The 25,918-nt window shown below is 67.0% G+C and carries 25 protein-coding genes and 2 pseudogenes (1 of these 27 only partly in view); 25 read left to right on the top strand and 2 right to left on the bottom strand.

The genetic code is table 11. From position 1 onward, the window contains the following. The 8 genes and pseudogenes from argS to BN4332_RS11960 all read left to right on the top strand — a co-directional run. Positions 1-1,400, top strand: partial view of an arginine--tRNA ligase gene (gene argS, locus BN4332_RS11995; protein ID WP_066898648.1) — the 3' portion only. Its footprint begins 241 nt before the window's first position; the window shows 1,400 of its 1,641 coding nt (coding positions 242-1,641); the start codon falls outside the window, past its left edge; its stop codon occupies positions 1,398-1,400. After that, on the top strand, positions 1,397-2,821 hold the full coding sequence (lysA, locus tag BN4332_RS11990) for a diaminopimelate decarboxylase (protein WP_066898647.1): 1,425 nt from the start codon (positions 1,397-1,399) through the stop codon (positions 2,819-2,821). Before argS ends, lysA begins: the two co-directional genes overlap by 4 nt. Next, the gene (locus BN4332_RS11985; RefSeq protein WP_066898646.1) at positions 2,818-4,137 is read left to right on the top strand and encodes a homoserine dehydrogenase; all 1,320 of its coding nucleotides are present in this window, start codon (positions 2,818-2,820) and stop codon (positions 4,135-4,137) included. The genes lysA and BN4332_RS11985 overlap by 4 nt, the downstream gene beginning before the upstream one ends. After that, complete coding sequence (gene thrC, locus BN4332_RS11980) at positions 4,134-5,234, top strand: threonine synthase (RefSeq protein ID WP_066898645.1); 1,101 nt, start codon at positions 4,134-4,136, stop codon at positions 5,232-5,234. The genes BN4332_RS11985 and thrC overlap by 4 nt, the downstream gene beginning before the upstream one ends. A gap of 5 nt (positions 5,235-5,239) precedes the next feature. Continuing rightward, complete coding sequence (gene thrB / locus BN4332_RS11975) at positions 5,240-6,187, top strand: homoserine kinase (RefSeq protein WP_066898644.1); 948 nt, start codon at positions 5,240-5,242, stop codon at positions 6,185-6,187. A gap of 482 nt (positions 6,188-6,669) precedes the next feature. Continuing rightward, a pseudogene (gene rho / locus BN4332_RS11970) lies at positions 6,670-7,725 on the top strand (transcription termination factor Rho); the annotation flags it as partial. An 87-nt stretch (positions 7,726-7,812) separates the two neighbouring features. Further along, a complete protein-coding gene (locus tag BN4332_RS11965) occupies positions 7,813-8,523 on the top strand; it encodes a DUF8817 family protein (RefSeq protein WP_066898679.1) in 711 nt (236 codons plus the stop codon). A 244-nt stretch (positions 8,524-8,767) separates the two neighbouring features. Then, the gene (locus BN4332_RS11960; RefSeq protein ID WP_066898643.1) at positions 8,768-9,148 is read left to right on the top strand and encodes a hypothetical protein; all 381 of its coding nucleotides are present in this window, start codon (positions 8,768-8,770) and stop codon (positions 9,146-9,148) included. Here the strand turns inward: BN4332_RS11960 and BN4332_RS11955 are convergent. After that, positions 9,145-9,750 (bottom strand): TetR/AcrR family transcriptional regulator, encoded by a 606-nt coding sequence (locus tag BN4332_RS11955; protein WP_066898642.1) that lies wholly within the window; start codon positions 9,748-9,750, stop codon positions 9,145-9,147. The two genes, BN4332_RS11960 and BN4332_RS11955, sit on opposite strands and share 4 nt — an antisense overlap. Positions 9,751-9,873: 123 nt before the next feature. On the opposite strand from BN4332_RS11955, the gene fadD1 reads away from it, so the two are divergent. The 16 genes and pseudogenes from fadD1 (at position 9,874) to BN4332_RS11870 (ending at position 23,923) form a co-directional block, all read left to right on the top strand. Further along, on the top strand, positions 9,874-11,427 hold the full coding sequence (gene fadD1, locus BN4332_RS11950; RefSeq protein ID WP_066898641.1) for a fatty-acid--CoA ligase FadD1: 1,554 nt from the start codon (positions 9,874-9,876) through the stop codon (positions 11,425-11,427). Between the two features lie 136 nt (positions 11,428-11,563). After that, positions 11,564-11,806: a 50S ribosomal protein L31 gene (gene rpmE, locus BN4332_RS11945; RefSeq protein ID WP_003885332.1), complete on the top strand. Its 243-nt coding sequence runs from the start codon at positions 11,564-11,566 to the stop codon at positions 11,804-11,806. Positions 11,807-11,908: 102 nt separating this feature from the next. Further along, a complete protein-coding gene (gene prfA, locus BN4332_RS11940) occupies positions 11,909-12,985 on the top strand; it encodes a peptide chain release factor 1 (RefSeq protein WP_066898678.1) in 1,077 nt (358 codons plus the stop codon). 16 nt (positions 12,986-13,001) lie between these two features. Next, a pseudogene (locus BN4332_RS11935) lies at positions 13,002-13,313 on the top strand (peptide chain release factor N(5)-glutamine methyltransferase); the annotation flags it as partial. A 41-nt stretch (positions 13,314-13,354) separates the two neighbouring features. Beyond that, positions 13,355-14,020: an L-threonylcarbamoyladenylate synthase gene (locus BN4332_RS11930; RefSeq protein ID WP_066898640.1), complete on the top strand. Its 666-nt coding sequence runs from the start codon at positions 13,355-13,357 to the stop codon at positions 14,018-14,020. Positions 14,021-14,027: 7 nt separating this feature from the next. Further along, positions 14,028-15,275: a glycosyltransferase family 4 protein gene (locus BN4332_RS11925; protein ID WP_084459247.1), complete on the top strand. Its 1,248-nt coding sequence runs from the start codon at positions 14,028-14,030 to the stop codon at positions 15,273-15,275. A 265-nt stretch (positions 15,276-15,540) separates the two neighbouring features. Next, positions 15,541-15,984 carry an ATP synthase subunit I gene (locus tag BN4332_RS11915; protein WP_066898638.1) on the top strand — a complete coding sequence of 148 codons (444 nt, stop codon included), beginning with the start codon at positions 15,541-15,543 and terminating at the stop codon, positions 15,982-15,984. 10 nt (positions 15,985-15,994) lie between these two features. After that, a complete protein-coding gene (gene atpB / locus BN4332_RS11910; protein ID WP_066898637.1) occupies positions 15,995-16,771 on the top strand; it encodes a F0F1 ATP synthase subunit A in 777 nt (258 codons plus the stop codon). An 87-nt stretch (positions 16,772-16,858) separates the two neighbouring features. Then, positions 16,859-17,119, top strand: coding sequence for a F0F1 ATP synthase subunit C (locus BN4332_RS11905; RefSeq protein WP_003885300.1), 261 nt, complete (start codon positions 16,859-16,861; stop codon positions 17,117-17,119). 9 nt (positions 17,120-17,128) lie between these two features. Then, positions 17,129-17,626: a F0F1 ATP synthase subunit B gene (locus BN4332_RS11900; RefSeq protein WP_066898636.1), complete on the top strand. Its 498-nt coding sequence runs from the start codon at positions 17,129-17,131 to the stop codon at positions 17,624-17,626. After that, the gene (locus BN4332_RS11895) at positions 17,627-18,964 is read left to right on the top strand and encodes a F0F1 ATP synthase subunit B/delta (protein WP_066898635.1); all 1,338 of its coding nucleotides are present in this window, start codon (positions 17,627-17,629) and stop codon (positions 18,962-18,964) included. 46 nt (positions 18,965-19,010) lie between these two features. After that, positions 19,011-20,660 carry a F0F1 ATP synthase subunit alpha gene (gene atpA, locus BN4332_RS11890; protein WP_066898634.1) on the top strand — a complete coding sequence of 550 codons (1,650 nt, stop codon included), beginning with the start codon at positions 19,011-19,013 and terminating at the stop codon, positions 20,658-20,660. Positions 20,661-20,667: 7 nt separating this feature from the next. Beyond that, a complete protein-coding gene (locus BN4332_RS11885) occupies positions 20,668-21,591 on the top strand; it encodes a F0F1 ATP synthase subunit gamma (RefSeq protein ID WP_066898633.1) in 924 nt (307 codons plus the stop codon). A 40-nt stretch (positions 21,592-21,631) separates the two neighbouring features. After that, complete coding sequence (gene atpD / locus BN4332_RS11880; RefSeq protein ID WP_066898632.1) at positions 21,632-23,059, top strand: F0F1 ATP synthase subunit beta; 1,428 nt, start codon at positions 21,632-21,634, stop codon at positions 23,057-23,059. 36 nt (positions 23,060-23,095) lie between these two features. Continuing rightward, entirely contained in the window at positions 23,096-23,461 is a 366-nt protein-coding gene (locus tag BN4332_RS11875) for a F0F1 ATP synthase subunit epsilon (RefSeq protein ID WP_066898631.1), read from the top strand. 15 nt (positions 23,462-23,476) lie between these two features. Further along, on the top strand, positions 23,477-23,923 hold the full coding sequence (locus BN4332_RS11870; protein WP_066898630.1) for a DUF2550 domain-containing protein: 447 nt from the start codon (positions 23,477-23,479) through the stop codon (positions 23,921-23,923). On the opposite strand, the gene BN4332_RS11865 is transcribed toward BN4332_RS11870, so the two are convergent. Then, positions 23,917-24,489, bottom strand: a complete 573-nt coding sequence (locus BN4332_RS11865) for a cob(I)yrinic acid a,c-diamide adenosyltransferase (RefSeq protein ID WP_066898629.1) — start codon at positions 24,487-24,489, stop codon at positions 23,917-23,919. The two genes, BN4332_RS11870 and BN4332_RS11865, sit on opposite strands and share 7 nt — an antisense overlap. Before the next feature lie 98 nt (positions 24,490-24,587). On the opposite strand from BN4332_RS11865, the gene murA reads away from it, so the two are divergent. After that, entirely contained in the window at positions 24,588-25,844 is a 1,257-nt protein-coding gene (gene murA / locus BN4332_RS11860) for a UDP-N-acetylglucosamine 1-carboxyvinyltransferase (protein WP_066898628.1), read from the top strand. Positions 25,845-25,918: the final 74 nt, after the last annotated feature.

Here is a 25,918-nt window from a genome sequence, read left to right as displayed (position 1 = left end):
CCGGTCCCGGGTTCGTCAACCTGCGCATCGAGACGTCCGCGCAGGGCGTCATCGTCACCAACGTGCTGGCCGCCGCCGATACGTACGGCAACTCCACCGAGCTGGACCAAAAGGTCAACCTGGAGTTCGTCTCGGCCAACCCGACCGGACCGATCCACATCGGCGGTACCCGCTGGGCCGCGGTCGGCGACGCGCTGGGCCGGCTGCTGTCCACCCAGGGCGCCGACGTCACCCGGGAGTACTACTTCAACGACCACGGCGCCCAGATCGACCGGTTCGCCCGGTCGTTGGTCGCCGCGGCCAGGGGGGAGCCCGCGCCGGAGGACGGGTACGCCGGCACCTACATCAACGACATCGCCGCATCCGTGGTGGCCAAGCGGCCCGACGTGATGAGCCTGCCGGCCGACGAGCAGCAGGAGACCTTCCGGGCGATCGGCGTCGACCTGATGTTCGCCCACATCAAGGAATCGCTGCACGAGTTCGGCACCGACTTCGACGTGTACACCCACGAAGACTCGATGCACACCTCCGGCCGCGTCGACCAGGCGATCGCCAAACTGCGCGAGACCGGCAACATCTACGAGAAGGACGGCGCAACCTGGTTGCGCACCACCGAGTTCGGTGACGACAAGGACCGCGTCGTCATCAAGAGCGACGGCAACGCGGCCTACATCGCCGGTGACCTGGCCTACTACCTGGACAAGCGTCAGCGCGGCTTCGACCTGTGCATCTACATGCTCGGCGCCGACCACCACGGCTACATCGCGCGCCTGAAGGCCGCCGCCGCGGCGCTCGGGGACAACCCGGACACCGTCGAGGTGCTGATCGGCCAGATGGTCAACCTGGTGCGCGACGGCCAGCCGGTGCGGATGAGCAAGCGGGCGGGCACCGTCATCACCCTCGACGATCTGGTCGAGGCCATCGGCGTCGACGCCGCCCGGTACTCCCTGATCCGCTCCTCGGTGGACACCCCGATCGACATCGACCTGGCCCTGTGGTCCAGCGCGTCAAACGAAAACCCGGTCTACTACGTGCAATACGCGCATGCCCGACTGTCGGCGCTGGCCCGTAATGCCGCGGATCTCGGCGTCAGCGCCGACACCGCCCACCTGGATCTGCTGTCCCACGAGAAAGAGGGCATCCTGATCCGCAACCTCGGCGAGTTCCCCCGGGTGCTCAAGGCCGCGGCCGCGCTGCGGGAGCCGCACCGGGTGTGCCGCTACCTGGAGGACCTGGCCGGTGATTACCACCGGTTCTACGACGCCTGCCGCGTGCTGCCCCAGGGCGACGAAGAGGCCGGCGACCTGAACGCCGCACGCCTGGCCTTGTGTGAGGCCACCCGTCAGGTGATCGCGAACGGTCTGGCCATCCTCGGTGTCACCGCCCCGGAGCGCATGTGAACGCGCATCCAGCCGGTCCCCGGCACGCCGAGGAGATCCACCACCCCGGGGCGCCGGAGAAGCCGCAGAGCCCCGAGGAAATCCTGCTGCTCGCCCCGAAGGTGTGGCCGCGCAACCTGGTTCGCGGCGACGACGGAGTGGTGTCGATCGCCGGCGTGTCGGTCACCGACCTCGCGGCCGAGTACGGCACCCCGTTGTTCGTGGTCGACGAGGACGACTTCCGGTCGCGCTGCCGTGAGATCGCCGCGGCGTTCGGCGGCGGCGACTACGTGCACTACGCCGCCAAGGCGTTTCTGTGCAGCGAGATCGCCCGCTGGGTCGACCAGGAGGGTCTGTCGCTCGACGTGGCAACTGGGGGAGAGCTGGCAGTGGCCCTGCACGCCGGTTTCCCATCGGAGCGAATCACCTTGCACGGCAACAACAAATCCGTCGCAGAGCTCACCACTGCGGTCAAGGCCGGGGTCGGTCATGTGGTGGTCGACTCCCTGATCGAGATCGAGCGGCTGGACGAGGTGGCGGGTGCCGCCGGCATCGTGCAAGACGTGCTGGTGCGCGTGACGCCCGGCGTCGAGGCGCACACCCACGAGTTCATCTCCACCGCCCATGAGGACCAGAAGTTCGGGCTGTCGCTGGCCAGCGGTGCCGCCATGGAAGCGGTCCGCAAGGTGTTCGCCACCGACAACCTGCGACTGGTCGGTCTGCACAGCCACATCGGCAGCCAGATCTTCGACGTCGCGGGGTTCGAGGTGGCCGCCCACCGGGTGATCGGCCTGCTGCGTGACGTGGTCTCCGAATTCGGTGTCGAGAAGACGTCGCAGATGTCGGTTATCGATCTCGGTGGGGGCCTGGGTATCTCGTACACCCCGCACGACGATCCGCCGCCGATGCAGGAGCTGGCCGACAAACTGAAGGCCATCGTGCGCAGCGAGTCGGCTGCCGTCGGCCTGCCCACACCGAAGCTCGTGGTGGAACCGGGCCGCGCCATCGCCGGGCCCGGCACCATCACCCTCTACGAGGTCGGCACCGTCAAAGACGTCGCGGTGAGCGCCACCGCGCAGCGGCGCTACGTCAGCGTCGACGGCGGGATGAGCGACAACATCCGGCCCGCCCTCTACGACGCCGAATATGACGCGCGGCTGGTCTCGCGCACCAGCGACGCGTCGGCAGTGCTGGCCCGGATCGTCGGAAAGCACTGCGAAACCGGGGACATCATCGTCCGCGATACCTGGGTGTCCGACGACGTCGCGCCCGGTGATCTGCTGGCCGTCGCCGCGACCGGCGCCTATTGCTACTCGATGTCGAGCCGGTACAACCTGTTGTGCCGACCTGCCGTGGTCGCCGTCAAGGACGGCACATCGCGGCTGGTGCTCCGCCGAGAGACAGTCGACGATCTTTTGAGCCTGGAGGTGAGTGGTCAATGAGTGAGAAGCCCATCGGTGTAGCGGTACTGGGGCTGGGCAACGTCGGCAGCGAAGTGGTGCGCATCATCAACGAGAGCGCCACCGACCTCGCAGCCCGCATCGGCGCCCCGCTCGAGCTGCGGGGCATCGGTGTCCGCAAGGTCTCCGGTGACCGTGGTGTGCCGAAGAATCTGCTCACCGACGACATCATCGGCCTGGTGTCGCGCGACGATGTCGACATTGTCGTCGAGTTGATGGGCCCGGTGAAGCCTGCCCGCAAGGCCATCCTGGCCGCGCTCGAGCAGGGCAAGTCGGTGGTGACGGCCAACAAGGCGTTGATGGCACAGTCCACCGGCGAGTTGGCGCAGGCAGCCGAAAAGGCCCGCGTCGACCTGTATTTCGAGGCCGCGGTGGCAGGCGCGATTCCAGTGATCCGCCCGCTGACGCAGTCGCTTGCCGGCGATTCGGTGCTGCGGGTGGCCGGCATCGTCAACGGCACCACCAACTACATCCTGTCCGAGATGGACAGCACCGGAGCCGATTACGCCTCGGCGCTGGCCGATGCCAGTGCGCTCGGCTACGCCGAGGCCGATCCCACCGCCGATGTCGAGGGCTACGACGCCGCGGCCAAGGCGGCGATCCTCGCCTCGATCGCGTTCCACACCCGCGTCACCGCCGACGACGTCTACCGCGAGGGCATCACCAAGGTGAGTGCGGCCGATTTCGAGTCGGCCCGCGCCCTGGGCTGCACCATCAAGCTGCTGGCCATCTGCGAGCGGCTCACCAGCGATGAAGGCAAGCAACGGGTTTCGGCCCGCGTCTACCCGGCACTGGTGCCCCTGTCGCACCCGCTGGCCGCGGTCAACGGGGCCTTCAACGCGGTGGTGGTCGAGGCCGAGGCCGCCGGCCGGCTGATGTTCTACGGCCAGGGCGCCGGGGGAGCACCGACCGCCTCGGCGGTGATGGGCGACGTGGTGATGGCCGCGCGGAACCGGGTCCAGGGTGGCCGCGGACCGCGGGAATCCAAGTACGCGAAGTTGCCGATCGCCCCGATCGGGTTCATCCCGACCCGGTACTACGTGAACATGAACGTGTCCGACGTGCCCGGTGTGTTGTCGGCGGTGGCAGCCGAATTCAGCAAGCGTGAGGTCAGCATCGCCGAGGTGCGCCAGGAGGGCATGGTCGACGACGGCGGACAGCCGTGCGGCGCGCGCATCGTGGTGGTCACCCACCAGGCCACCGATGCCGCGCTGTCGGAGACCGTCGAGGCCCTGGCCGATCTCGACGCGGTGCAGACGATCAACAGCGTGCTGCGTATGGAAGGAAACAACGCATGAACCCCGGGACGCAAGCAAAGACCAGTGCGGGACCGGTGCACCGGCCCTGGCCGGGTTTGATCGAGGCCTACCGCGATCGGATGCCGGTCGGTGACAACTGGACGCCGATCACCTTGCACGAGGGCGGCACCCCGCTGATCCATGCCAAGCGGCTGAGCGAACTCACCGGCTGCACAGTGCATCTCAAGGTCGAGGGGCTCAACCCGACCGGCTCGTTCAAGGACCGCGGCATGACCGTCGCGGTCACCGAGTCGATCGCGCGCGGCCAGCAGGCTGTGCTGTGCGCGTCCACCGGCAACACCTCGGCCTCGGCTGCCGCCTACGCGGCCAAGGCCGGGATCACCTGCGCGGTGCTGATCCCGCAGGGCAAGATCGCGATGGGCAAGCTGGCGCAGGCGGTCATGTACGGCGCCAAGATCATCCAGGTCGACGGCAACTTCGACGACTGCCTCGAGCTGGCCCGCAAGATCACCGCTGATTTCCCGACGATCGCACTGGTGAACTCGGTCAACCCGTACCGCATCGAGGGCCAGAAGACCGCCGCGTTCGAGATCGTCGACGCGCTGGGCACCGCTCCCGACGTGCACGCGCTGCCGGTGGGCAACGCGGGCAACATCACCGCCTACTGGAAGGGCTACTCCGAGTACCACCGCGACGGCCTGTCGGACCGGCTGCCGCGCATGCTCGGCACCCAGGCCGCCGGCGCGGCCCCGTTGGTGCTGGGTGAGCCGGTCAAGGAGCCCGAGACCATCGCCACCGCCATTCGGATCGGTTCGCCCGCCTCGTGGTCCGGCGCAGTCGAGGCCCAGCAGCAGTCCAAGGGCCGGTTCCTGGCCGCCACCGATGACGAGATCCTCGCCGCGTATCACCTGATCGCGCGCAGCGAAGGGGTGTTCGTCGAGCCCGCGTCGGCGGCCAGCGTGGCCGGCCTGCTGAAGTCGGTCGAGGACGGGTGGGTCAAGCGGGGCTCGACGGTGGTCTGCACGGTGACCGGCAATGGCCTCAAGGATCCCGACACCGCGCTCAAGGACATGCCCACCGTCACCCCGGTTCCGGTCGATCCGGTCGCCGTCGTCGCCAAGCTCGAACTGGTCTGAGCCTGGTGACTCAGACCCTGCCCGCCGGGCTCACGGCCACCGCTGTCGTCGCCGCCTCCAGCGCCAATCTCGGACCGGGCTTCGACAGCCTGGGGTTGGCGTTGAGCCTGTACGACGAAATCATCGTCGAGACAACCGATTCCGGTCTCCAGCTGGAGGTCGAGGGCGAGGGCGCGGGTCAGGTGCCGCTGGATGCGACGCATCTGGTGGTGCGGGCCATCGAGGCGGGGTTGCAGGCCACCGGTCATCGCGCCGCCGGCCTGATCGTGCGCTGCCGCAACGAAATTCCGCATTCCCGTGGGCTCGGCTCTTCGGCCGCTGCGGTGGTGGGCGGTCTCGCTGTGGTCAATGGTCTTGTGGCGCAAGCTGGTTCGGATCCGATGGATGCAGACCAGCTGATCCAGCTGGCCAGCGAGTTCGAGGGGCATCCGGACAACGCCGCCGCTGCCGTGCTGGGTGGTGCGGTGGTCTCCTGGACCGAGACCGATGACGAGGGCCGGCCGCGCTACCGCGCGGTGCCGGTCCGGGTGCATCCGGACGTCCGGTTGTTCCCGGCCGTTCCCCAGCAGCGGTCGTCCACCGCCGAGACTCGGGCCGTGCTGCCCGAGCAGGTCAGCCACACCGATGCCCGGTTCAACCTCAGCCGGGCCGCGCTGTTGGTGGTGGCGTTGAGTGAGCGTCCGGATCTGTTGATGACCGCCACGCAGGATGTGTTGCATCAGCCACAGCGGGCCGCCGCGATGCCGGCCTCCGCGGAATATCTGCATCTGCTGCGGCGTTGTGGAGTGGCGGCAGTGCTGTCCGGGGCCGGGCCTACGGTTCTCGGGCTGAGTTCGCAGGTGGGATTGCCTGATGAAGCCGTGGATTACGGCACTGCCAACGGGTTCACCGTCAGGGAGATGTCGGTCGGAGCGGGCGTCCGCTGGACGTCAGGCGTGGCTGCCAAGAACTGACGATGGGTCGACACGAGGAGAGTCAACCACCACACGCCCGGTGTTGACGTTGCTTGATTACTTCACCAAACCGAGTTATTCTCGCTCTCGTCCAGCAATCGCAGGGTCTCTGCCTGCGTCGACACCAGGACGACCACCCAATCTTCTTGTGTTCTACTCGTGGACTGACGGTTCGCCGTATAGCGGCGAATCCTGGCGATCGCCGTTGCCCAGGCGACGGTGTGAGCGACGTGCTCAGCGGTTCAGCTGAACGCGCTTCGACTTTGGGGAACCCTCGCAATACCTGATGAGCGGGGGAAAGAAAGGAACTCCGTGACAGATACGGACCTCTTCACGGCTGACAACGCCAATGGCGCTGGGGATTTGCCCAACACCGTGACATCTGAAAGCACTGCGACCGCTGACACCGCGGCGCCGGCTGCTGCCTCTGCGCCCGGATCGAGCACCGCGCGGCGCGCTTCGAGCGCCCGTCCCGCGTCGNGTCGATGAACATGGTGCGCAAGAACGGTCTGCGTCGTGGTGACGCCGTCACCGGTGCGGTTCGCGTGCCTCGCGAGGGCGAAGGCGGCGGCAACAACCCGCGGCAGAAGTTCAACCCGCTGGTCCGCCTGGACAGCGTCAACGGTGGTCCGGTCGAGAACGCCAAGAACCGGCCCGACTTCACCAAGCTGACCCCGCTGTACCCCAACCAGCGCCTGCGCCTGGAGACCACGCCCGAGCGGCTGACCACCCGCGTGATCGACCTGATCATGCCGATCGGTAAGGGCCAGCGCGCCCTGATCGTGTCGCCGCCGAAGGCCGGTAAGACCACGATCATGCAGGACATCGCCAACGCGATCACCAAGAACAACCCGGAATGCCACCTGATGGTGGTCCTGGTCGACGAGCGTCCTGAAGAGGTCACCGACATGCAGCGTTCGGTGAAGGGTGAGGTCATCGCCTCGACCTTCGACCGGCCGCCGTCAGACCACACCCAGGCCGCCGAACTGGCCATCGAGCGGGCCAAGCGCCTGGTCGAGCAGGGCAAGGACGTCGTGGTGTTGCTGGACTCGATCACCCGGCTGGGCCGCGCGTACAACAACGCGTCCCCGGCCTCGGGCCGCATCCTGTCCGGTGGTGTGGATTCCACCGCGCTGTACCCGCCGAAGCGGTTCCTCGGCGCGGCCCGCAACATCGAGCACGGTGGGTCGTTGACCATCATCGCCACCGCGATGGTGGAGACCGGCTCGACCGGTGACACCGTGATCTTCGAAGAGTTCAAGGGCACCGGTAACGCCGAGCTCAAGCTCGACCGCAAGATCGCCGAGCGCCGGGTGTTCCCCGCGGTCGACGTCAACCCGTCCGGCACCCGCAAGGACGAGCTGCTGCTCTCGCCGGATGAGTTCGCGATCGTGCACAAGCTGCGCCGCGTGCTCTCGGGTCTCGACAGCCACCAGGCCATCGACCTGCTGATGAGCCAGCTGCGCAAGACGAAGAACAACTACGAGTTCCTGGTGCAGGTCTCCAAGACCGCCCCGGGCTCGATGGACGTCGACTAACCGGGTTCGACGCGCAAGGCCCTCGCTCTCGGCGGGGGCCTTTTGCGTATCCGGCGGGACTACTCAACTTTGACTACCATGGAGCTCATGCCCACCACGACGATTCCGCTGCTGCCTTGTACCGACCCGGGCCAAACGGTCGAGTTCTACCGGGCGCTGGGCTTCGACACGTCGGACCAGCAGACCAAGCCCTACCTGTACCTGGCATTCACGCTGGCCGACATCAACGTGCACTTCAAAGAACCGGCGCCCAGCCTGAACCCGGCCGAGGAACTGTCCGGTGGCTGCGTGATCTTCGTCGACGACGTGCGTGGCTTCCACGCCACCTTCAGCGACAGTCTCCGCAGGCACTACGGGCGTTTACCCATCACCGGGCTGCCGCGCATCGCCCGCCTGCGGCCGGGGCAGTCTCGGTTCAACCTGTACGACCCGTCCGGGAATTGCCTCGTGTTCATCCGGCACGACGAGGCTGATGTCACCTACGGCGGCGCGCGCAGCCTGTCGGGCCTGGCCCGAGCGCTCGACAATGTCGCGATCTTCCGTGATTTCAAGGACGACGACGTACTCGCCGCGCGGGCCCTCGACACGGCGCTGCGCAGATACCGCGACAGCGCATCGCGGGTCGACCTGGCCAGGGCACTCGCGGACCGGATCGAGCTGGCCATCGTGTTGGGGGACAGTGCGACCGCGGATTCCGGTCGTGCCGAACTGGATTCGATGCACCTCACGCCGGACGAGCGGGAGGGTGCGGCGGCCGAACTGCAAGCGATCACGGACCTTGAGCGGTGGCTGGGGTAGCCGCGCCGACCGTCCGGCTGCTGGTGCTCGGCGTCGTGCGCACCCGCGGCGAGGCGCATGGGTACGCCGTCCACCGTGAACTGATGTCGTGGCGGGGGGGCAACCGGACCGCGGGCAAGGCGCCCCCCGTCTACCACGCGGGCCAAAAAATTTAGCGGGAGGGAAAACTCCCGNGACCGCGGTCAAGCCGCCCTCGATCTACCACGCGGTCAAACAACTTGAGCGTGAGGACAAGCTCCGGTCAGTGCGGTCGGAGGTCAGCCCCCGCGGGCCGGCGCGGGTGGTGTATGCCTTGACCGCTGCCGGCGACGCCGAGTTCTTCCGGCTCCTCGAGGCGGCCCTGGTGAGCCCCGACATCGAGGAACTCGGTGCGGGCATCGCCTTCATGCGCAGCCTGCCGCGGCACCGGGCCGCCGAACTGCTGGCCGAACAACTCCAGACGAGCCGCACGATCACTGACGAGCTGCAGGCTATGAAGCCCCAGTGGCCGGATCCTCAACAACCGCCACACGCCCAGCATCTCCTGGACCTGTGGAGCGGGGTATTCGGCGCGAACGCCAACTGGACCGAGGCGATGTTGGAACGGGTGCGAGGCGGCGAGTTCAGGTTCGCTGACGAAGCCTAGGTGGCAGCGTCGGCCTTCAGGCCAGGCATCACGTACCGCCGAACATGGGCGAGTACGGCGTCGCCGTCGCTGGGATCAAGCGTGTTGCCCGGCACGGTTGCCAGCGAGATCACTACTCGCGCAATCCATTCCGACGCTTCCGGGACGTCGATGTCGGCGCGTACCTCACCCCGGTCGCGGGCGGCCACCAGGTAGCGCGACCAGAAGTCGGCGAGATCGGGGATCAGGCCCTGAACGCCGGCGCCCGCGCAGGCGGCGAACTCCTCGGGTTCGTCGGTGCGGAGCTTCATCAGTACCGCGCCCGGATCGTCATAGGCCCGCAGGCCGTTGCCGACACCCCAGGCCAGCTGATGATCCAGGCCGTCGATCTGTTCGAGCATGGCGTGCGCTTCGGACCAGAACGTGTCGTTGAGGCGCACGATCACCGCGCCCAGCAGGGTCACCTTGTCGGGGAAGTGGCGGTACAGCCAGCCCCGCGACACCCCGGCGGCCTCGGCCACCTCCGAGACGGTGGTCGCCCGAATTCCCTTGGTCCGCAGACATTCTTCGGCAGCGTCTATCAGTCGATCGCGCACGCTGCGGGCGGCCGTGGTGCTGGTCAACTGTGATGTCTCCTGGTCCTCGGATGCCGGTCAGGTACATGATTCTGCCAAGGGTGTTACTGCCGCGCCACAACCATGGTAGACAGTTTTCACAATCTGTTCACTGACCGTGGGGATCATCGGATGGCCGAAACGCTGCAGCAGTTGCTCCGCGCGCGCGAAGGGGGCGACACGGTTGCCGTCAAGTACGGCGACAACAGCTGGACCTGGCGTGAACACATCGCCGAGGCGAAGGCGCAGGCCGCCACCCTGATCGGGATGGCCGATCCGGATCGGCCGCTGCACGTCGGCACGCTGCTGGGCAATACACCCGAGATGCTGACCGCCCTGGCGGCCGCCGCGCTCGGGGGATACGTGCTGTGCGGCATCAACAACACCCGCCGCGGCGAGGCATTGGCCCGCGACATCGCCCGGGTCGAATGCCAGATCGTGCTGGTCGACTCCCGGCATCGTGAGCTGCTCGACGGTCTCGAGCTGCCGGGTGTCAGCGTCATCGACGTATCCGACACCGTTTGGACGCCGCAGGAACTGACGCCGCATCGCGAGGTCAAGCCCGACGACACCTTCATGATGATCTTCACCTCGGGCACCAGCGGTGAGCCCAAGGCCGTCGAGGTGTCGCATTCCATCGTGCTGTTCTCCGCCGCCGCGCTGGTGCAGCGTTACGACCTGACCGAGGCCGACACCTGTTACCTGTCCATGCCGCTGTTCCACTCGAACGGGGTCTACGCCGGCTGGGGCGTCGCACTCGGTTCGGGCGCGGCGATGGCGCCGGCGCAGTTCTCGGCCTCGAGGTTCCTGGCCGACATCCGTCGCTACGGTGCGACCTACATGAACTACGTCGGCAAGCCGCTGGCCTACATCCTGGCCACCGCCGAACAACCCGACGATCACGACAACCCGCTACGGGTGGCATTCGGCAACGAGGCCGCCGACCGCGACATCGACGAGTTCGGCCGCCGGTTCGGCTGCAGTGTGTGGGACGGCTTCGGCTCGACGGAGCTGGCGATCATCATCACCCGCTCCGAGGGAACCCCGCCCGGCAGCGTCGGCCAGGGATTCCCAGGGGTGGCGATCTACCACCCGGAAACCGTCGAAGAGTGCGAGGTCGCCCGCTTCGACGAGACCGGGGCGCTGGTCAATGCCGACGCCGCCACCGGCGAGCTGGTCAACACCGGCGGCGGTGGCATGTTCCGCGGCTACCACAACGACCCCGGGGCCACCGACGAACGGCTGCGGCACGGCATGTACTGGTCGGGCGATCTGGCCTACCGCGACGCCGACGGCTGGATCTACCTGGCCGGCCGCACCGCGGACTGGATGCGGGTAGACGGCGAGAACATCACCGCCGCGCCGATCGAACGAATCCTGCTGCGGCAGCCCGTGGTCAGCCGGGTGGCGGTCTATCCGGTGCCCGACGAGTTCGTCGGCGATCAGGTGATGGCCGCCATCGTCCTGCGCGACGGTCAGACCCTGACGCCGGAATCGTTCGCGGAGTTCCTCGCCGCCCAAGCCGACTTGTCACCCAAATCCTGGCCTCGGTACGTCTGGCTCGCCGACGACCTGCCCAGCACGGCGACCAACAAGATCCTCAAGCGTGAGCTGGTCGCGCTGGGGGCCGAACCGGCCGGTCGGGTGCTGTGGAAGGGCGACGGCAGGGCATACGCGCGGGTCTGAGACCGGGGAATAGTCGCCGGTCCGCACGCGTTTAGGCGGTTGGCGGTTGACCTGGCATAATGGACCGCCGACCCTCGGTCCCGGTTCACGTCCATCGGAATTTCGGGCGACCCGGGCCAACGATTGAAGAGGAACCATGAAAACAGGCATTCACCCTGAGTATGTCGAGACCACGGTGCACTGTGGTTGCGGCAATACCTTCCAGACCCGTAGCACCAAGCAGAGCGGCCAGATCGTGGTCGAGGTCTGCTCGCAGTGCCACCCGTTCTACACCGGCAAGCAGAAGATCCTCGACAGCGGCGGCCGCGTGGCCCGCTTCGAGAAGCGGTACGGCAAGCGCAAGCCTGCCGGCGATCAGGCTGCTACCGCCGACAAGTAGCTACGTCAACGGCGCCCGATCTGTCGCATTCGCGTCAGATCTGGGCGCTGTTCTCGTTTCCAGGAACGAGTTGGCGGCATGAGTGGAAAGGAGGAGGTTGACGTGACGGACACCGCACCTGCGATCGAGGCGTTGCTGGCCGAGCACGCGGACCTGGAGCGCCAACTAGCCGACCCGAATCTGCACGCCGACGCCGCTGCCGCCCGCAAGGTGGGCAGGCGCTTCGCCCAGGTCTCCCCGGTGGTGAGCACCTACCGCAAGCTGGAGGCGGCCCGGGGCGATCTGGAGGCGGCCCGGGAACTCGCGGCCGACGACGCCGGCTTCGCCGCCGAGGTGGACGAGCTGACCGCAAAGGTCGCCGAACTCGACGCGCAGCTCACCGACCAGCTCGCGCCCCGTGATCCGCACGACGCCGACGACATCGTGCTCGAGGTCAAGTCGGGGGAGGGCGGCGAGGAATCGGCGCTGTTCGCCGCCGACCTGGCCCGCATGTACATCCGGTACGCCGAACGCCACGGCTGGACGGTCACCGTGCTCGACGAGACCTGGTCTGACCTCGGCGGCTACAAGGACGCCACCATCACCATCGCCAGCAAGGGCGATTCCGCCGACGGCGTGTGGTCGCGGATGAAGTTCGAGGGCGGCGTTCACCGCGTGCAGCGCGTGCCGGTCACCGAATCGCAGGGCCGGGTACACACGTCGGCCGCGGGCGTGCTGGTCTATCCGGAGCCCGACGAGGTCGAACAGGTCCAGATCGACGAATCGGACCTGCGCATCGACGTCTACCGGTCCTCGGGCAAGGGTGGCCAGGGCGTGAACACCACCGACTCGGCGGTCCGCATCACCCACCTGCCCACCGGCATCGTCGTCACCTGCCAGAACGAACGGTCACAGCTGCAGAACAAGGCCCGCGCCATGCAGGTGCTGGCCGCCCGCTTGCAGGCGCTGGCCGAGGAGCAGGCGTCAGCCGACGCGTCGGCCGACCGCGCCAGCCAGATCCGCACGGTCGACCGCAGCGAACGGATCCGGACGTACAACTTCCCGGAGAACCGGATCGCCGATCACCGGATCAACTTCAAGGCGCACAACCTGGACCAGGTGCTCGACGGCGACATGGACGCGTTGCTCGATGCGTTGGGCGCCGCCGACAAGCAGGCTCGGCTACAGCAGCAGGCATGACCCGGCCCTGTCTCTTATACACATNCTGGTGTCCAACCCGCCCTATATCCCCGACGCGGCGGTACTGGAACCCGAAGTGGCCGAGCACGACCCCGCGCATGCCCTGTTCGGTGGCCCCGACGGGATGGCGGTGATCCGGCCGATCGTCGTGCTGGCGGCCCGGTGGCTGCGTGACGGCGCGCGCTGCGGTGTCGAGCACGACGACACCACTTCCGAGCTGACCGTCCAGACCTTCACAGACGACGGGCACTTCGCCGAGGTGACCGCCCGCCGTGACCTGGCCGGACGACCCCGCTTTGTCACGGCGGCCAGGATTGGGCGAAGCTGAATTGCACACGCGGATCCGAGGCGGCGGAAGGTAGGGCAAGGGTGACTGAGATGTTCGATTGCGCCGACGCCGAGCAGCGTGCCATCGGGATCGCCTCGGCGGTCAGCGCCGTCAAGGGCGGGCGGCTCGTGGTGATGCCGACCGACACCGTCTACGGAATCGGTGCCGACGCATTCGATTCAGAGGCCGTGGGTGCGCTCCTGGCCGCCAAGGGGCGGGGCCGGGACATGCCGGTCGGCGTGCTGGTCGGATCCTGGACCACGATCGACGGCCTGGTCTACTCGGTGCCCCCGGCCGCCCGCGAACTTATCCGTGCGTTCTGGCCGGGCGCATTGAGCCTGGTCGTCGAGCAGGCGCCGTCGCTGCAATGGGATCTCGGCGACGCCAACGGCAGCGTCATGCTGCGGATGCCCCTGCACCCGGTGGCGATCGAGCTGTTGCGTGAGGTCGGCCCGATGGCGGTGTCCAGTGCCAATGTGTCGGGCCAGCCGGCCGCCGTGACGGCTGCCGATGCGCGCGGCCAGCTCGGCGACAAGGTCGAGGTATACCTGGACGGCGGGCCGGCCGAACGGCAGGCCGCATCCACCATCGTGGACCTCACCAGCGCCCAGCCCCGCATCCTGCGCGAGGGGCCGATCAGCGCCGAGGCCATCGCGAGAGTCCTTGCCGTCGAACCGTCCACACTCACCGCGACGCCTACGGAGTGAACACAGCTTGCTGCAGTACGGTGCATCGGTGATGACGGCCGGCGACGCAGTGATCCCCACGGGGAATCCCGTCCTGCTCGCCCTGTCGGACCAGGGGGCCGGCGTCCCACTGCGTGAGCTCGCCCTCGTCGGGCTGACCGCCGCGATCATCACCTACTTCGCCACCGGCTGGGTGCGCGTCGTGGCCATCCGGGTCGGCGCCGTCGCCTACCCCCGGGAACGGGATGTCCACGTGCAGCCCACCCCGCGAATGGGCGGGCTGGCGATGTACATCGGAGTGGCCGCCGCGGTGCTGCTGGCCTCCCAGCTGCCGGCGCTCACCCGGGGTTTCGTCTACTCCACCGGGATGCCCGCGGTGGTGGTGGCCGGCGGGCTGATCATGGCCATCGGGCTGATCGACGACCGCTGGGGACTGGACGCCCTGACGAAATTCGCCGGGCAGATCACGGCGGCCAGCGTGCTGGTCACGATGGGCGTGGCCTGGAGCGTGCTCTACATCCCGATCGGGGGAGTGGGCACGATCGTGCTCGATCAGGTCTCGTCGATCCTGCTGACGCTGGCGCTGACGGTGTCGATCGTCAACGCGATGAACTTCGTCGACGGTCTCGACGGCCTGGCGGCCGGGCTGGGCCTGATCACTGCCCTGGCCATCTGCGTGTTCTCGGTCGGACTGCTGCGCGACCACGGGGGCGACGTGCTGTTCTATCCGCCCGCGGTGATCTCGGTGGTGCTGGCCGGGGCCTGTCTGGGCTTCCTGCCGCACAACTTCCACAAGGCCAAGATCTTCATGGGCGACTCCGGGTCGATGTTGATCGGCCTGATGTTGGGCGCCGCGTCGACCACCGCCGCAGGCCCGATCTCGCAGAACGCATACGGAGCGCGCGACGTGTTCGCGCTGCTGTCCCCGTTCCTCCTGGTCATCGCCGTGATGTTGGTGCCGGCATTGGATACGTTGCTGGCGATCGTGCGGCGGACCCGCGCCGGCCGCAGCCCGCTGAGCCCGGACAAGATGCATCTGCATCACCGCCTGCTGCAGATCGGGCATTCGCATCGCCGCGCCGTGCTGCTGATCTACCTGTGGGTGGGCATCATCGCGTTCGGCGCGGCCGCCACGATCTTCTTCGATCCGCGCTACACCGGAGCGGTGGTCGCGGCGGCCATTTTGGTGGCCATCGTGGTGACTCTGATACCCCTGTTGCAACGCGGGAACGAGGGCCCCGAAGACGAGCACGAAAGCGAGTACGACAAAAAGTAGTAGGCCCCGTTTTAGGGTGCCTACCATGTGGTACCGTGCTGCCAGAACCCGAAAAACCTCGCGGGTTGCCGGCCCGGCCCTCGGTTCGACGAACCGTCAGGCGCCGATCAACGACCGACAAAGGGAGCTACCCCGTGGGTGATTCCAGCCCGCCCGTTGCCCTCCGATATTCTCGTCGGGCACGCACAGGGTTTTGCCAGGCAGCATCGGTGCCTGGCGCATCCGAGGGGACAGCTTTCCGTGACAGCGGGATTGGGGTGAAGCGGTGACGACACCAGCGCAAGACGCGCCGTTGGTGTTCCCGTCAGTGGCGTTCCGGCCGCTGCGTCTCCTCATTGTTTGCGTCGCACTCACCGCGCTGGCCGTAGTGGCCGCCGGATTCGCCGGCCAGATTTTTTTCGGAGTCTTCTTCGGCGTCGGCCTCGGCCTCGGCTTGATCAACGCCCTACTGGTGCGCCGGGCCGTCGAGTCCATCACGGCCGAAGATCACCCGCTCAAGAAGAAGATGGCCGTGAACTCCGCGACGCGGCTGTTGATCATTACCGCGATCGCACTCGCCATCGCATTTGTCTTCAAGCCCAGCGGCATCGCGGTGCTGTTCGGGCTGGCGATTTTCCAGGCTCTGCTGGTGATGAGCACCAGCATCCCCGTGCTGCGGAAGATCCGCTCGAACGGCCTGGATGTCTTGGATACGGAATCGAAGGGTTGAGCTGACCTAAATGACTCAGACGACGACCGTGCTCGCTGCCGAAGAGGGTGGTGCCGCCATCCACGTCGGCCACCACACGATGGTGTTCGAGCTGTTCGGGATGACGTTCAACGGCGACACCATCCTGGCCACCGCGATCACCGCGGTGATCGTGATCGCCCTCGCGTTCGTCTTGCGCGCCAAGGTCACCTCGACCGGTGTGCCGGGTGGGGTGCAGCTGTTCTGGGAGGCGCTGACCATCCAGATGCGCGGCCAGATCGAGAGCTCGATCGGGATGAAGGTCGCGCCGTTCGTGTTGCCCCTGGCCGTGGCGCTGTTCTCCTTCATCCTGATCTCCAACTGGCTCGCCGTTCTTCCGCTGCAGTACGGCGGCGCCGACGGTGCTGCCGCGGAGTGGTACAAGCCGCCGGCCTCTGACATCAACTTCGTGCTGGCCCTGGCCCTGTTCGTGTTCATCTGCTACCACGCCGCAGGCATCTGGCGCCGCGGCATCATCGGCCACCCGAAGCAGCTGCTCAAGGGTCACGTCACCGCGCTGATGCCCATCAACATCGTCGAGGAACTGGCCAAGCCGATCTCGCTGGCCCTCCGTCTTTTCGGCAACATCTTCGCCGGCGGCATCCTGGTCGCGCTGATCGCGATGTTCCCCTGGTACATCCAGTGGGCCCCGAACGCGATCTGGAAGACCTTCGACCTGTTCGTCGGCCTGATCCAGGCATTCATCTTCTCGCTGCTGACGATCCTGTACTTCAGCCAGTCGATGGAGCTCGAGCACGACGAACACTGAGCATGACCAGCTAGACAACAACCGCACGAAACGAACTCCTGGCGGCAACATTTTTTGGGCCACCAGTTATCAAGGAGGATAAAAGGAATGAATCTCGACCCCAACGCCCTCATCACGGCCGGCGCGCTGATCGGTGGCGGTCTGATCATGGGTGGCGGTGCCATCGGCGCCGGTATCGGTGACGGTATCGCGGGTAACGCGCTGATCTCGGGCATCGCCCGTCAGCCCGAGGCCCAGGGCCGGCTGTTCACCCCGTTCTTCATCACCGTCGGTCTGGTGGAGGCCGCGTACTTCATCAACCTGGCCTTCATGGCGCTGTTCGTCTTCGCCACCCCGGGCCTGCAGTAGTCCATCAGCATGGGTGAACTGACACTCCTCGCGGCGGAGGAAGGCGGTGGGGGCCAGACCAACTTCCTGGTCCCCAACGGCACCTTCTTCGCCGTGCTGATCATCTTCCTGATCACACTCGCTGTGATCGCGAAGTGGGTTGTGCCACCGGTCGGCAAGGTGCTGGCAGAGCGGGAAGCGATGCTGGCGAAGACCGCCGCCGACAATCGGAAGTCAGCCGAGCAGGTGGCCGCGGCGCAGGCCGACTACGACGAGGCGATGGCCGGGGCGCGTACCCAGGCGTCGGCCATTCGCGACGAGGCCCGTGCCTCGGGCCGCGAGGTAATCGATGCCAAGCGCGCCGAGGCCGGCTCCGAAGTGGCCGAGAATGTGCGCCGGGCCGATGAGCAGCTTGCTGCCCAGAGTGCCGAGGTGCGGTCGGGTCTGGAGTCGTCGGTGGACGGCCTCTCGCAGACCCTGGCCAGCCGAATTTTGGGCGTCGACGTGAAATCAGGTGGGACGCAGTAAATGTCGATTTTTATCGGGCAGCTGATCGGCTTTGCCGTCATCGCATTCATCATCATCAAGTGGGTGGTGCCTCCGGTGCGGAACCTGATGCAGAAGCAACAGGAAGCCGTGCGGGTCGCCCTCGCAGAGAGTGCTGAAGCGGCGAAGAAACTCGCCGAAGCCGATGACATGCATGCCAAGGCACTCGCCGACGCCAAGGCCGAATCGGCCAAGGTGACCGACGAGGCCACGCAGGACTCTGAGCGGATCGCCGCTCAGCTGGCCGAGCAGGCGGGCACGGAGGCCGAGCGGATCAAGGCTCAGGGGGCACAGCAGATACAGCTGATGCGCCAGCAGCTCATCCGCCAGCTGCGGACCGGCCTGGGATCGGAGTCGGTCGCCAAGGCCGACGCCCTGGTGCGGGCACACGTCGCCGATCCGGCCGCGCAGGCGGCCACCGTCGACCGGTTCCTGGCCGAGCTCGACCAGATGGCTCCGTCTGCCGTGGTGATCGACACCGCCGCGACCGCCAAGCTGCGCGCGGCCAGCCGTGAATCGCTGACGGTCGTGGTCGACAAGTTCGACTCGGTCGCAGGCGGTCTGGACGCGGACGGGCTGACCACGCTCGCCGACGACCTGAGCTCGGTGGCCAAGCTGCTGGTGTCGGAGTCGGTGCTCACCAAGCACCTCGCCGAGCCGTCCGACGACCCCGCCCCCAAGGTGCAGCTGCTCGAACGGCTGCTGTCCGGCAAGGTCAGCGATGCCGCGCTGGACGTGCTGCGGACCGCCGTCTCGCAGCGCTGGTCGATCGAATCGAATCTGGTCGACGCTATCGAACATGCCGCACGTCTGGCGCTGCTCAAGCGCGCCGAGACCGCAGGTGAAGTCGACGAGGTGGAGGACCAGCTGTTCCGGTTCGGCCGTCTGCTCGACGCCGAGCCCAAGCTCTCGGCCCTGCTGAGCGACTACACCACCCCGGCCGACGGTCGAGTTGCCTTGCTGGACAAGGTGCTCGGCGGCAACACGGGTGTGAACGGAACCGCAGCGGCGCTGCTGACCCAGACCGTGGGCCTGCTGCGTGGTGAGCGTGCCGACGAGGCCGTGATCGACCTCGCCGAGCTCGCCGTGGCCCGCCGTGGCGAGGTCGTCGCGCACGTGACCGCCGCGGCCGACCTCACCGACGCCCAGCGGACCCGGCTGTCGCAGGTGCTCACCCGCATCTACGGCCAACCGGTTTCGGTGCAGCTGCACGTCGACCCGGAACTGCTCGGTGGTCTGTCGATCACCGTCGGTGACGAGGTGATCGACGGCTCCATCTCGTCCCGACTGGCCGCAGCGGCGACCCAGCTGCCGGACTGATAACCCCCACGAACCACCCAAGAACAAGGTAGGAAGACGAAAAACCATGGCAGAGTTGACAATCTCGGCTGCTGATATCGAAGGTGCCATCGAGGATTACGTATCCTCGTTTTCCGCCGACACCGAGCGTGAAGAGATCGGCACCGTCGTCGACGCCGGTGACGGCATCGCTCACGTCGAGGGCCTGCCCTCGGTCATGACCCAGGAGCTGCTCGAGTTCCCGGGCGGTGTGTTGGGTGTGGCGCTCAACCTCGACGAGCACAGCGTCGGCGCCGTGATCCTGGGTGAGTTCGAGAAGATCGAAGAGGGCCAGCAGGTCAAGCGCACCGGAGAGGTGCTCTCGGTGCCCGTCGGCGACGCCTTCCTGGGCCGCGTCGTCAACCCGCTGGGCCAGCCGATCGACGGCCAGGGCGACATCGCCGCCGAGGAGCGGCGCGCGCTGGAGCTGCAGGCCCCGTCGGTGGTCCAGCGCCAGAGCGTGTCCGAGCCGCTGCAGACCGGTATCAAGGCCGTCGACGCCATGACCCCGATCGGCCGTGGCCAGCGTCAGCTGATCATCGGTGACCGCAAGACCGGCAAGACCGCGCTCTGCGTCGACACCATCCTGAACCAGCGTGAGGCCTGGGAGACCGGCGACCCGAAGCAGCAGGTGCGCTGCGTGTACGTCGCCGTCGGCCAAAAGGGTTCCACCATCGCCAGCGTGAAGCGCGCGCTGGAAGAGGGTGGCGCCATGGAGTACACCACCATCGTCGCGGCCCCCGCTTCGGATGCGGCCGGCTTCAAGTGGCTGGCTCCCTACACCGGTTCGGCCATCGGCCAGCACTGGATGTACAACGGCAAGCACGTGCTGATCGTCTTCGACGACCTGACCAAGCAGGCCGAGGCCTACCGCGCCATCTCGCTGCTGCTGCGCCGCCCGCCGGGCCGCGAGGCCTACCCGGGTGACGTCTTCTACCTGCACTCCCGTCTGCTGGAGCGTTGCGCGAAGCTGTCCGACGAGCTCGGCGGCGGTTCGATGACCGGCCTGCCGATCATCGAGACCAAGGCCAACGACATCTCGGCCTACATCCCGACCAACGTCATCTCGATCACCGACGGCCAGTGCTTCCTGGAGTCCGACCTGTTCAACCAGGGTGTGCGCCCGGCCGTGAACGTCGGTGTGTCGGTGTCCCGCGTCGGTGGTGCCGCCCAGATCAAGGCGATGAAGGAGGTGGCCGGCTCGCTGCGTCTGGATCTGTCGCAGTACCGCGAGCTGGAGGCCTTCGCCGCGTTCGCCTCCGACCTGGACGCCGCGTCGAAGGCGCAGCTGGATCGCGGTGTGCGCCTGGTCGAGCTGCTCAAGCAGCCGCAGTACAGCCCGCTGGCCGTCGAGGACCAGGTTGTCGCGATCTTCCTCGGTACCCAGGGCCACCTCGACTCGGTTCCGGCCGAGGACGTGACCCGCTTCGTCGACGAACTGCTGGAGCACGTGAAGGCCAGCCACGCCGACATCCTCAAGGGCATCAAGGAGTCCAAGAAGCTCTCCGAGGAGAACGAGGAGAAGCTGGTCTCGGTCATCAACGAGTTCAAGAAGGGCTTCGCCGCCTCTGACGGCAGCTCGGTCGTGGCCAACGAGGCCGACGCCGAGGCCCTGGACCCCGAGGACCTTGAGAAGGAATCGGTCAAGGTCCGCAAGCCGGCTCCGAAGAAGGCCTAGGTAACCAATGGCAGCCACACTTCGCGAGCTACGCGGGCGTATCCGCTCCGCCTCGTCGATCAAGAAGATCACGAAGGCGCAGGAGCTGATCGCCACGTCGCGGATCGCCAAGGCGCAGGCCCGAGTCGATGCGGCTCGGCCCTACGCCAACGAGATCACCAACATGCTTACCGAGCTGGCCGGGGCCAGCGCGCTGGATCACCCGTTGCTCGTAGAGCGGGAGAACCCCAAGCGGGCCGGTGTGCTGGTGGTGTCCTCGGACCGCGGTCTCTGCGGCGGTTACAACGCCAACGTGCTGCGCCGGGCCGAAGAACTGTTCTCGCTGCTGCGGGAAGAGGGCAAGAACCCGGTGCTCTACGTCGTCGGCCGGAAAGCTCTGGGCTACTACAGCTTCCGCCAGCGCACGGTGACCGAGTCGTGGACCGGCTTCTCCGAGCGGCCCACCTATGAGGACGCCAAGGCGATCGCCGACACGCTGGTGACGGCGTTCATGTCCGGCGCCGACGACGAGGGCGACGACGCGGGAGCCGACGGCATCCTCGGTGTCGACGAACTGCACATCGTCTCCACCGAGTTCCGGTCCATGCTTTCGCAGACCGCCAATGCGCTGCGCATCGCACCGATGGTCGTCGAGTACGTCGGTGAGGTGGAAACCGGTCCGCACACGCTGTATTCGTTCGAGCCGAGCGCCGAGACCCTGTTCGACGCGCTGCTGCCGCGCTACATCGCCACTCGCGTGTACGCGGCGCTGCTGGAGGCAGCGGCCTCGGAGTCGGCTTCGCGCCGGCGCGCCATGAAGTCGGCCACCGACAACGCCGACGAACTGATCAAGGGACTCACGCTCGCGGCCAACCGCGAACGTCAGGCACAGATCACTCAGGAAATCAGCGAGATCGTGGGCGGCGCCAACGCGCTGGCCGACGCGCGCTAGCCGGATAAAGACGAAAGCCTCGTAGGAAAGCGAAGAGAGAATGACTGCTACTGCAGAGAAGACGGCGGGCCGCGTTGTCCGCATCACCGGCCCGGTGGTGGACGTAGAGTTCCCGCGCGGCGCGGTGCCCGAACTGTTCAATGCGCTGCACGCCGAGATCAGCTTCGGCGCGCTGGCCAAGACCCTGACGCTCGAGGTTGCCCAGCACCTCGGCGACAACCTGGTGCGCTGCATCTCCATGCAGCCCACCGACGGCCTGGTGCGCGGCGTCGAGGTCAGCGACACCGGCGCCTCGATCTCGGTGCCGGTCGGCGACGGCGTCAAGGGCCACGTGTTCAACGCCCTCGGCGACTGCCTCGACAACCCGGGCTACGGCAAGGACTTCGAGCACTGGTCGATCCACCGCAAGCCGCCGGCCTTCGCCGACCTGGAGCCCCGCACCGAGATGCTGGAGACCGGTCTGAAGGTCGTCGACCTCCTCACGCCGTACGTGCGTGGCGGCAAGATCGCCCTGTTCGGTGGTGCCGGCGTGGGCAAGACGGTTCTGATCCAGGAGATGATCAACCGCATCGCCCGCAACTTCGGTGGTACCTCGGTGTTCGCCGGCGTGGGTGAGCGCACCCGCGAGGGCAACGACCTGTGGGTCGAGCTCGCCGATGCCAACGTGCTCAAGGACACCGCCCTGGTGTTCGGCCAGATGGACGAGCCGCCAGGCACCCGTATGCGCGTCGCGCTCTCGGCCCTGACCATGGCCGAGTTCTTCCGCGACGAGCAGGGCCAGGACGTGCTGCTGTTCATCGACAACATCTTCCGGTTCACCCAGGCCGGTTCCGAGGTGTCGACCCTGCTGGGTCGTATGCCTTCGGCCGTGGGTTACCAGCCGACGCTGGCCGACGAGATGGGTGAGCTGCAGGAGCGCATCACCTCGACCCGTGGTCGCTCCATCACCTCGATGCAGGCCGTGTACGTGCCCGCCGACGACTACACCGACCCGGCGCCGGCCACCACGTTCGCCCACCTGGATGCCACCACCGAGCTTTCGCGTGCGGTGTTCTCCAAGGGCATCTTCCCGGCGGTGGACCCGCTGGCGTCGTCCTCGACGATCCTGCACCCGAGCATCGTGGGTGACGAGCACTACCGCGTCGCCCAGGAAGTCATCCGGATCCTGCAGCGCTACAAGGACCTCCAGGACATCATCGCCATCCTCGGTATCGACGAGCTGTCGGAAGAGGACAAGGTTCTGGTGTACCGCGCGCGCAAGATCGAGCGCTTCCTGAGCCAGAACATGATGGCGGCCGAGCAGTTCACCGGTCAGCCGGGTTCGACCGTGCCGCTCAAGGAGACCATCGAGGCCTTCGACAAGCTGGCCAAGGGCGAGTTCGATCACCTGCCCGAGCAGGCGTTCTTCCTCATCGGTGGTCTGGACGACCTGGCGAAGAAGGCCGAAAGCCTCGGCGCCAAGCTGTGATCCCGGTAGACATGCGAGTGCGAGAGGCGGTGTGACATGGCTGATTTGAACGTCGAGATCGTCGCCGTCGAGCGTGAGTTGTGGTCCGGCAACGCAACGTTCGTCTTCACCCGGACCACCGCCGGTGAGATCGGCATCTTGCCGCGGCACATTCCGCTGGTGGCGCAGCTGGTCGACGACGCGATGGTGCGGGTCGAGCGCGAAGGCGAGGACGACCTGCGTATCGCCGTCGACGGCGGCTTCCTGTCGGTGACCGAGGAGACGGTCCGGATCCTGGTGGAGAACGCTCAGTTCGAATCCGAGATCGACGCCGACTCGGCCAAGCGGGACGCGGAGTCCGACGACGAGCAGACAGCGGCATGGGGCCGGGCGCGGCTGCGCGCCTTGGGCCAGATCGACTGACGATAGAGACGACAGATGAGCGCGCCCATGATCGGCATGGTCGCGCTCATCTGCGTTCTGCTCCTGTTGGTCGGCGCGCTGAGCTACCGGCTGTGGAAGTTGCGCCAGGTCGGCGGCACTGCTGCGATCCTGCGCGATTTCCCCGCCGAGGGTGGCACAGGTTGGCGGCACGGCGTCATGCGCTACCGGGGTGGGGAAGCGGGCTTCTACCGGCTCTCCAGCATGCGGTGGTGGCCCGACCGACGTCTGAGCCGGCGGGGGCTGGAAGTGGTGTCGCGACGAAGCCCGCGCGGCGATGAATTCGACATCATGACCGACCAGATCGCGATCCTCGAATTGCGCGACACCAGTCCCGAGCGCCGGCAAGGCTACGAGATCGCCCTGGACCGGGGCGCTTTGACGGCCTTCACCTCGTGGCTGGAGTCACGGCCGTCGCCCCGAGCCCGGCGCCGGACCTACTGACCCGTTCCGGGTTTCCAGAGAACATCCCCATCCGGATTCGCGACCCGCGACAGGATGAACAACAGATCTGACAGCCGGTTGAGGTACTTCGCCGGCAGCACACTCACCGAGTCACCGTGCTCCTGAACCGCGATCCAGGCTGACCGCTCAGCGCGGCGGGCCACGGTGCGGGCGACATGCAGCAGCGCAGACAGCGGAGTGCCACCGGGCAGGATGAACGAATTCAGCGCCGGAAGCGGCTCGTTGAACTCGTCGCACCACTTCTCCAGCCGGTCGATGTACGACTGGGAGATCCGCAGCGGCGGGTATTCGGGATTCTCGACCACCGGCGTGGACAGATCGGCGCCCGCGTCGAAGAGGTCATTCTGAATCTGGCGCAATACCGCCAACATTTGCTCACCAGGCGCGCCGAGTGCGACGGCAACTCCGATGGCCGCGTTGGCTTCGTCACAATCGGCGTAGGCCGACAACCTCGAATCGTTCTTCGACACCCTGCTGAAGTCACTCAGCCCGGTAGTGCCGTCGTCGCCGGTGCGGGTATAGATACGGGTGAGATGAACCGCCATAGCTGAACCGTACCGGGCCTTGGGGCGGCCGATCGGAGCTCGCCCGATCTGTGCCAGACGGGCGGAAACTCGCGGTCGGGCTGTTTACACTAACCGGCGTGAGCGAGCGTTTCTTGGTGACTGGGGGGAACCGGTTATCAGGCGAAGTTGCTGTCGGTGGCGCCAAGAACAGTGTGCTGAAACTGATGGCAGCCTCGTTGCTGGCCGAGGGCACCAGCACGATCACCAACTGCCCCGACATTCTCGATGTTCCGCTGATGGCCGAGGTGCTGCGGGGGCTGGGTGCGACGGTGGAGCTGGACGGCGACACCGTCCGAATCACCTCACCCGATGAACCCAAGTACGACGCCGACTTCGCCGCGGTCCGGCAGTTCCGCGCTTCGGTCTGTGTCCTCGGGCCGCTGGTGGGGCGTTGCAGGAAGGCGAAGGTGGCCCTTCCGGGTGGCGATGCCATCGGGTCCAGGCCGTTGGACATGCATCAGGCCGGCCTGCGTCAACTCGGCGCGACCTGCAATATCGAGCACGGTTGTGTGGTGGCCGAGGCCGATCATCTGCGCGGGGCCGAGATCCAGCTGGAGTTCCCGTCGGTGGGGGCGACCGAGAACATCCTGATGGCCGCGGTGTTGGCCGAGGGAGTCACGACGATCCACAACGCGGCGCGCGAACCCGACATCGTCGACATCTGCGCGATGCTCAACCAGATGGGCGCCAAGGTCAGCGGCGCCGGCACCTCGACCCTGACCATCACCGGTGTCGATCGGCTGTATCCGACCCAGCACCGGGTGATCGGCGACCGGATCGTGGCGGCCACGTGGGGGATAGCCGCCGCGATGACGCGCGGCGACATCTCGGTGACGGGGGTGGACCCACAACACCTCCAGCTGGTGCTGCACAAGTTGCACGACGCCGGAGCGACGGTGACCCAGAACGACAACGGCTTCCGGGTGGTCCAGTACGAGCGACCGAAGGCGGTGAACGTGGCGACCCTGCCGTTCCCGGGTTTCCCGACCGACCTGCAGCCGATGGCGATCGGACTCGCGGCCGTCGCCGACGGCACCTCGATGATCACCGAGAACGTGTTCGAAGCGCGGTTCCGGTTCGTCGAGGAGATGATCAGGCTCGGAGCCGACGCCCGGACCGACGGTCACCATGCCGTGGTGCGCGGCATCCCCCAGTTGTCGAGTGCGCCCGTGTGGTCCTCGGACATTCGGGCCGGCGCGGGCCTGGTGCTCGCGGGCTTGGTGGCCGACGGTGAAACCGAGGTCCACGACGTGTTCCACATCGATCGCGGGTACCCGTTGTTCGTGGAGAACCTGTTGAGCCTCGGAGCCGAGATCGAAAGAGTAGGCTCGTAGGCAGCGGTTCGGGCTGGTCTGTGGGTTCGAAATCGCGCTGACCAGCCGATTTGACCTTGTAGGCCGGCCCGCGC

This window comes from Mycolicibacterium houstonense (assembly GCF_900078665.2).
Classification (GTDB): Bacteria; Actinomycetota; Actinomycetes; order Mycobacteriales; family Mycobacteriaceae; genus Mycobacterium; species Mycobacterium houstonense.
Note: the sequence above shows the minus strand (reverse complement) of the source record. Positions and strands in the feature narration are given on the sequence as shown.

Excerpts from the sequence above, each read along its gene's own strand:
- BN4332_RS11985 (WP_066898646.1), top strand. The coding sequence starts at position 2,818 with ATGAGTGAGAAGCCCATCGGTGTAGCGGTACTGGGGCTGGGCAACGTC.
- thrC (WP_066898645.1), top strand. The coding sequence starts at position 4,134 with ATGAACCCCGGGACGCAAGCAAAGACCAGTGCGGGACCGGTGCACCGG.
- BN4332_RS11965 (WP_066898679.1), top strand. The coding sequence starts at position 7,813 with ATGCCCACCACGACGATTCCGCTGCTGCCTTGTACCGACCCGGGCCAA.
- fadD1 (WP_066898641.1), top strand. The coding sequence starts at position 9,874 with ATGGCCGAAACGCTGCAGCAGTTGCTCCGCGCGCGCGAAGGGGGCGAC.
- rpmE (WP_003885332.1), top strand. The coding sequence starts at position 11,564 with ATGAAAACAGGCATTCACCCTGAGTATGTCGAGACCACGGTGCACTGT.
- atpB (WP_066898637.1), top strand. The coding sequence starts at position 15,995 with ATGACTCAGACGACGACCGTGCTCGCTGCCGAAGAGGGTGGTGCCGCC.
- BN4332_RS11905 (WP_003885300.1), top strand. The coding sequence starts at position 16,859 with ATGAATCTCGACCCCAACGCCCTCATCACGGCCGGCGCGCTGATCGGT.
- BN4332_RS11900 (WP_066898636.1), top strand. The coding sequence starts at position 17,129 with ATGGGTGAACTGACACTCCTCGCGGCGGAGGAAGGCGGTGGGGGCCAG.
- BN4332_RS11895 (WP_066898635.1), top strand. The coding sequence starts at position 17,627 with ATGTCGATTTTTATCGGGCAGCTGATCGGCTTTGCCGTCATCGCATTC.
- atpA (WP_066898634.1), top strand. The coding sequence starts at position 19,011 with ATGGCAGAGTTGACAATCTCGGCTGCTGATATCGAAGGTGCCATCGAG.
- BN4332_RS11885 (WP_066898633.1), top strand. The coding sequence starts at position 20,668 with ATGGCAGCCACACTTCGCGAGCTACGCGGGCGTATCCGCTCCGCCTCG.
- atpD (WP_066898632.1), top strand. The coding sequence starts at position 21,632 with ATGACTGCTACTGCAGAGAAGACGGCGGGCCGCGTTGTCCGCATCACC.
- BN4332_RS11875 (WP_066898631.1), top strand. The coding sequence starts at position 23,096 with ATGGCTGATTTGAACGTCGAGATCGTCGCCGTCGAGCGTGAGTTGTGG.
- BN4332_RS11870 (WP_066898630.1), top strand. The coding sequence starts at position 23,477 with ATGAGCGCGCCCATGATCGGCATGGTCGCGCTCATCTGCGTTCTGCTC.
- BN4332_RS11865 (WP_066898629.1), bottom strand. The coding sequence starts at position 24,489 with ATGGCGGTTCATCTCACCCGTATCTATACCCGCACCGGCGACGACGGC.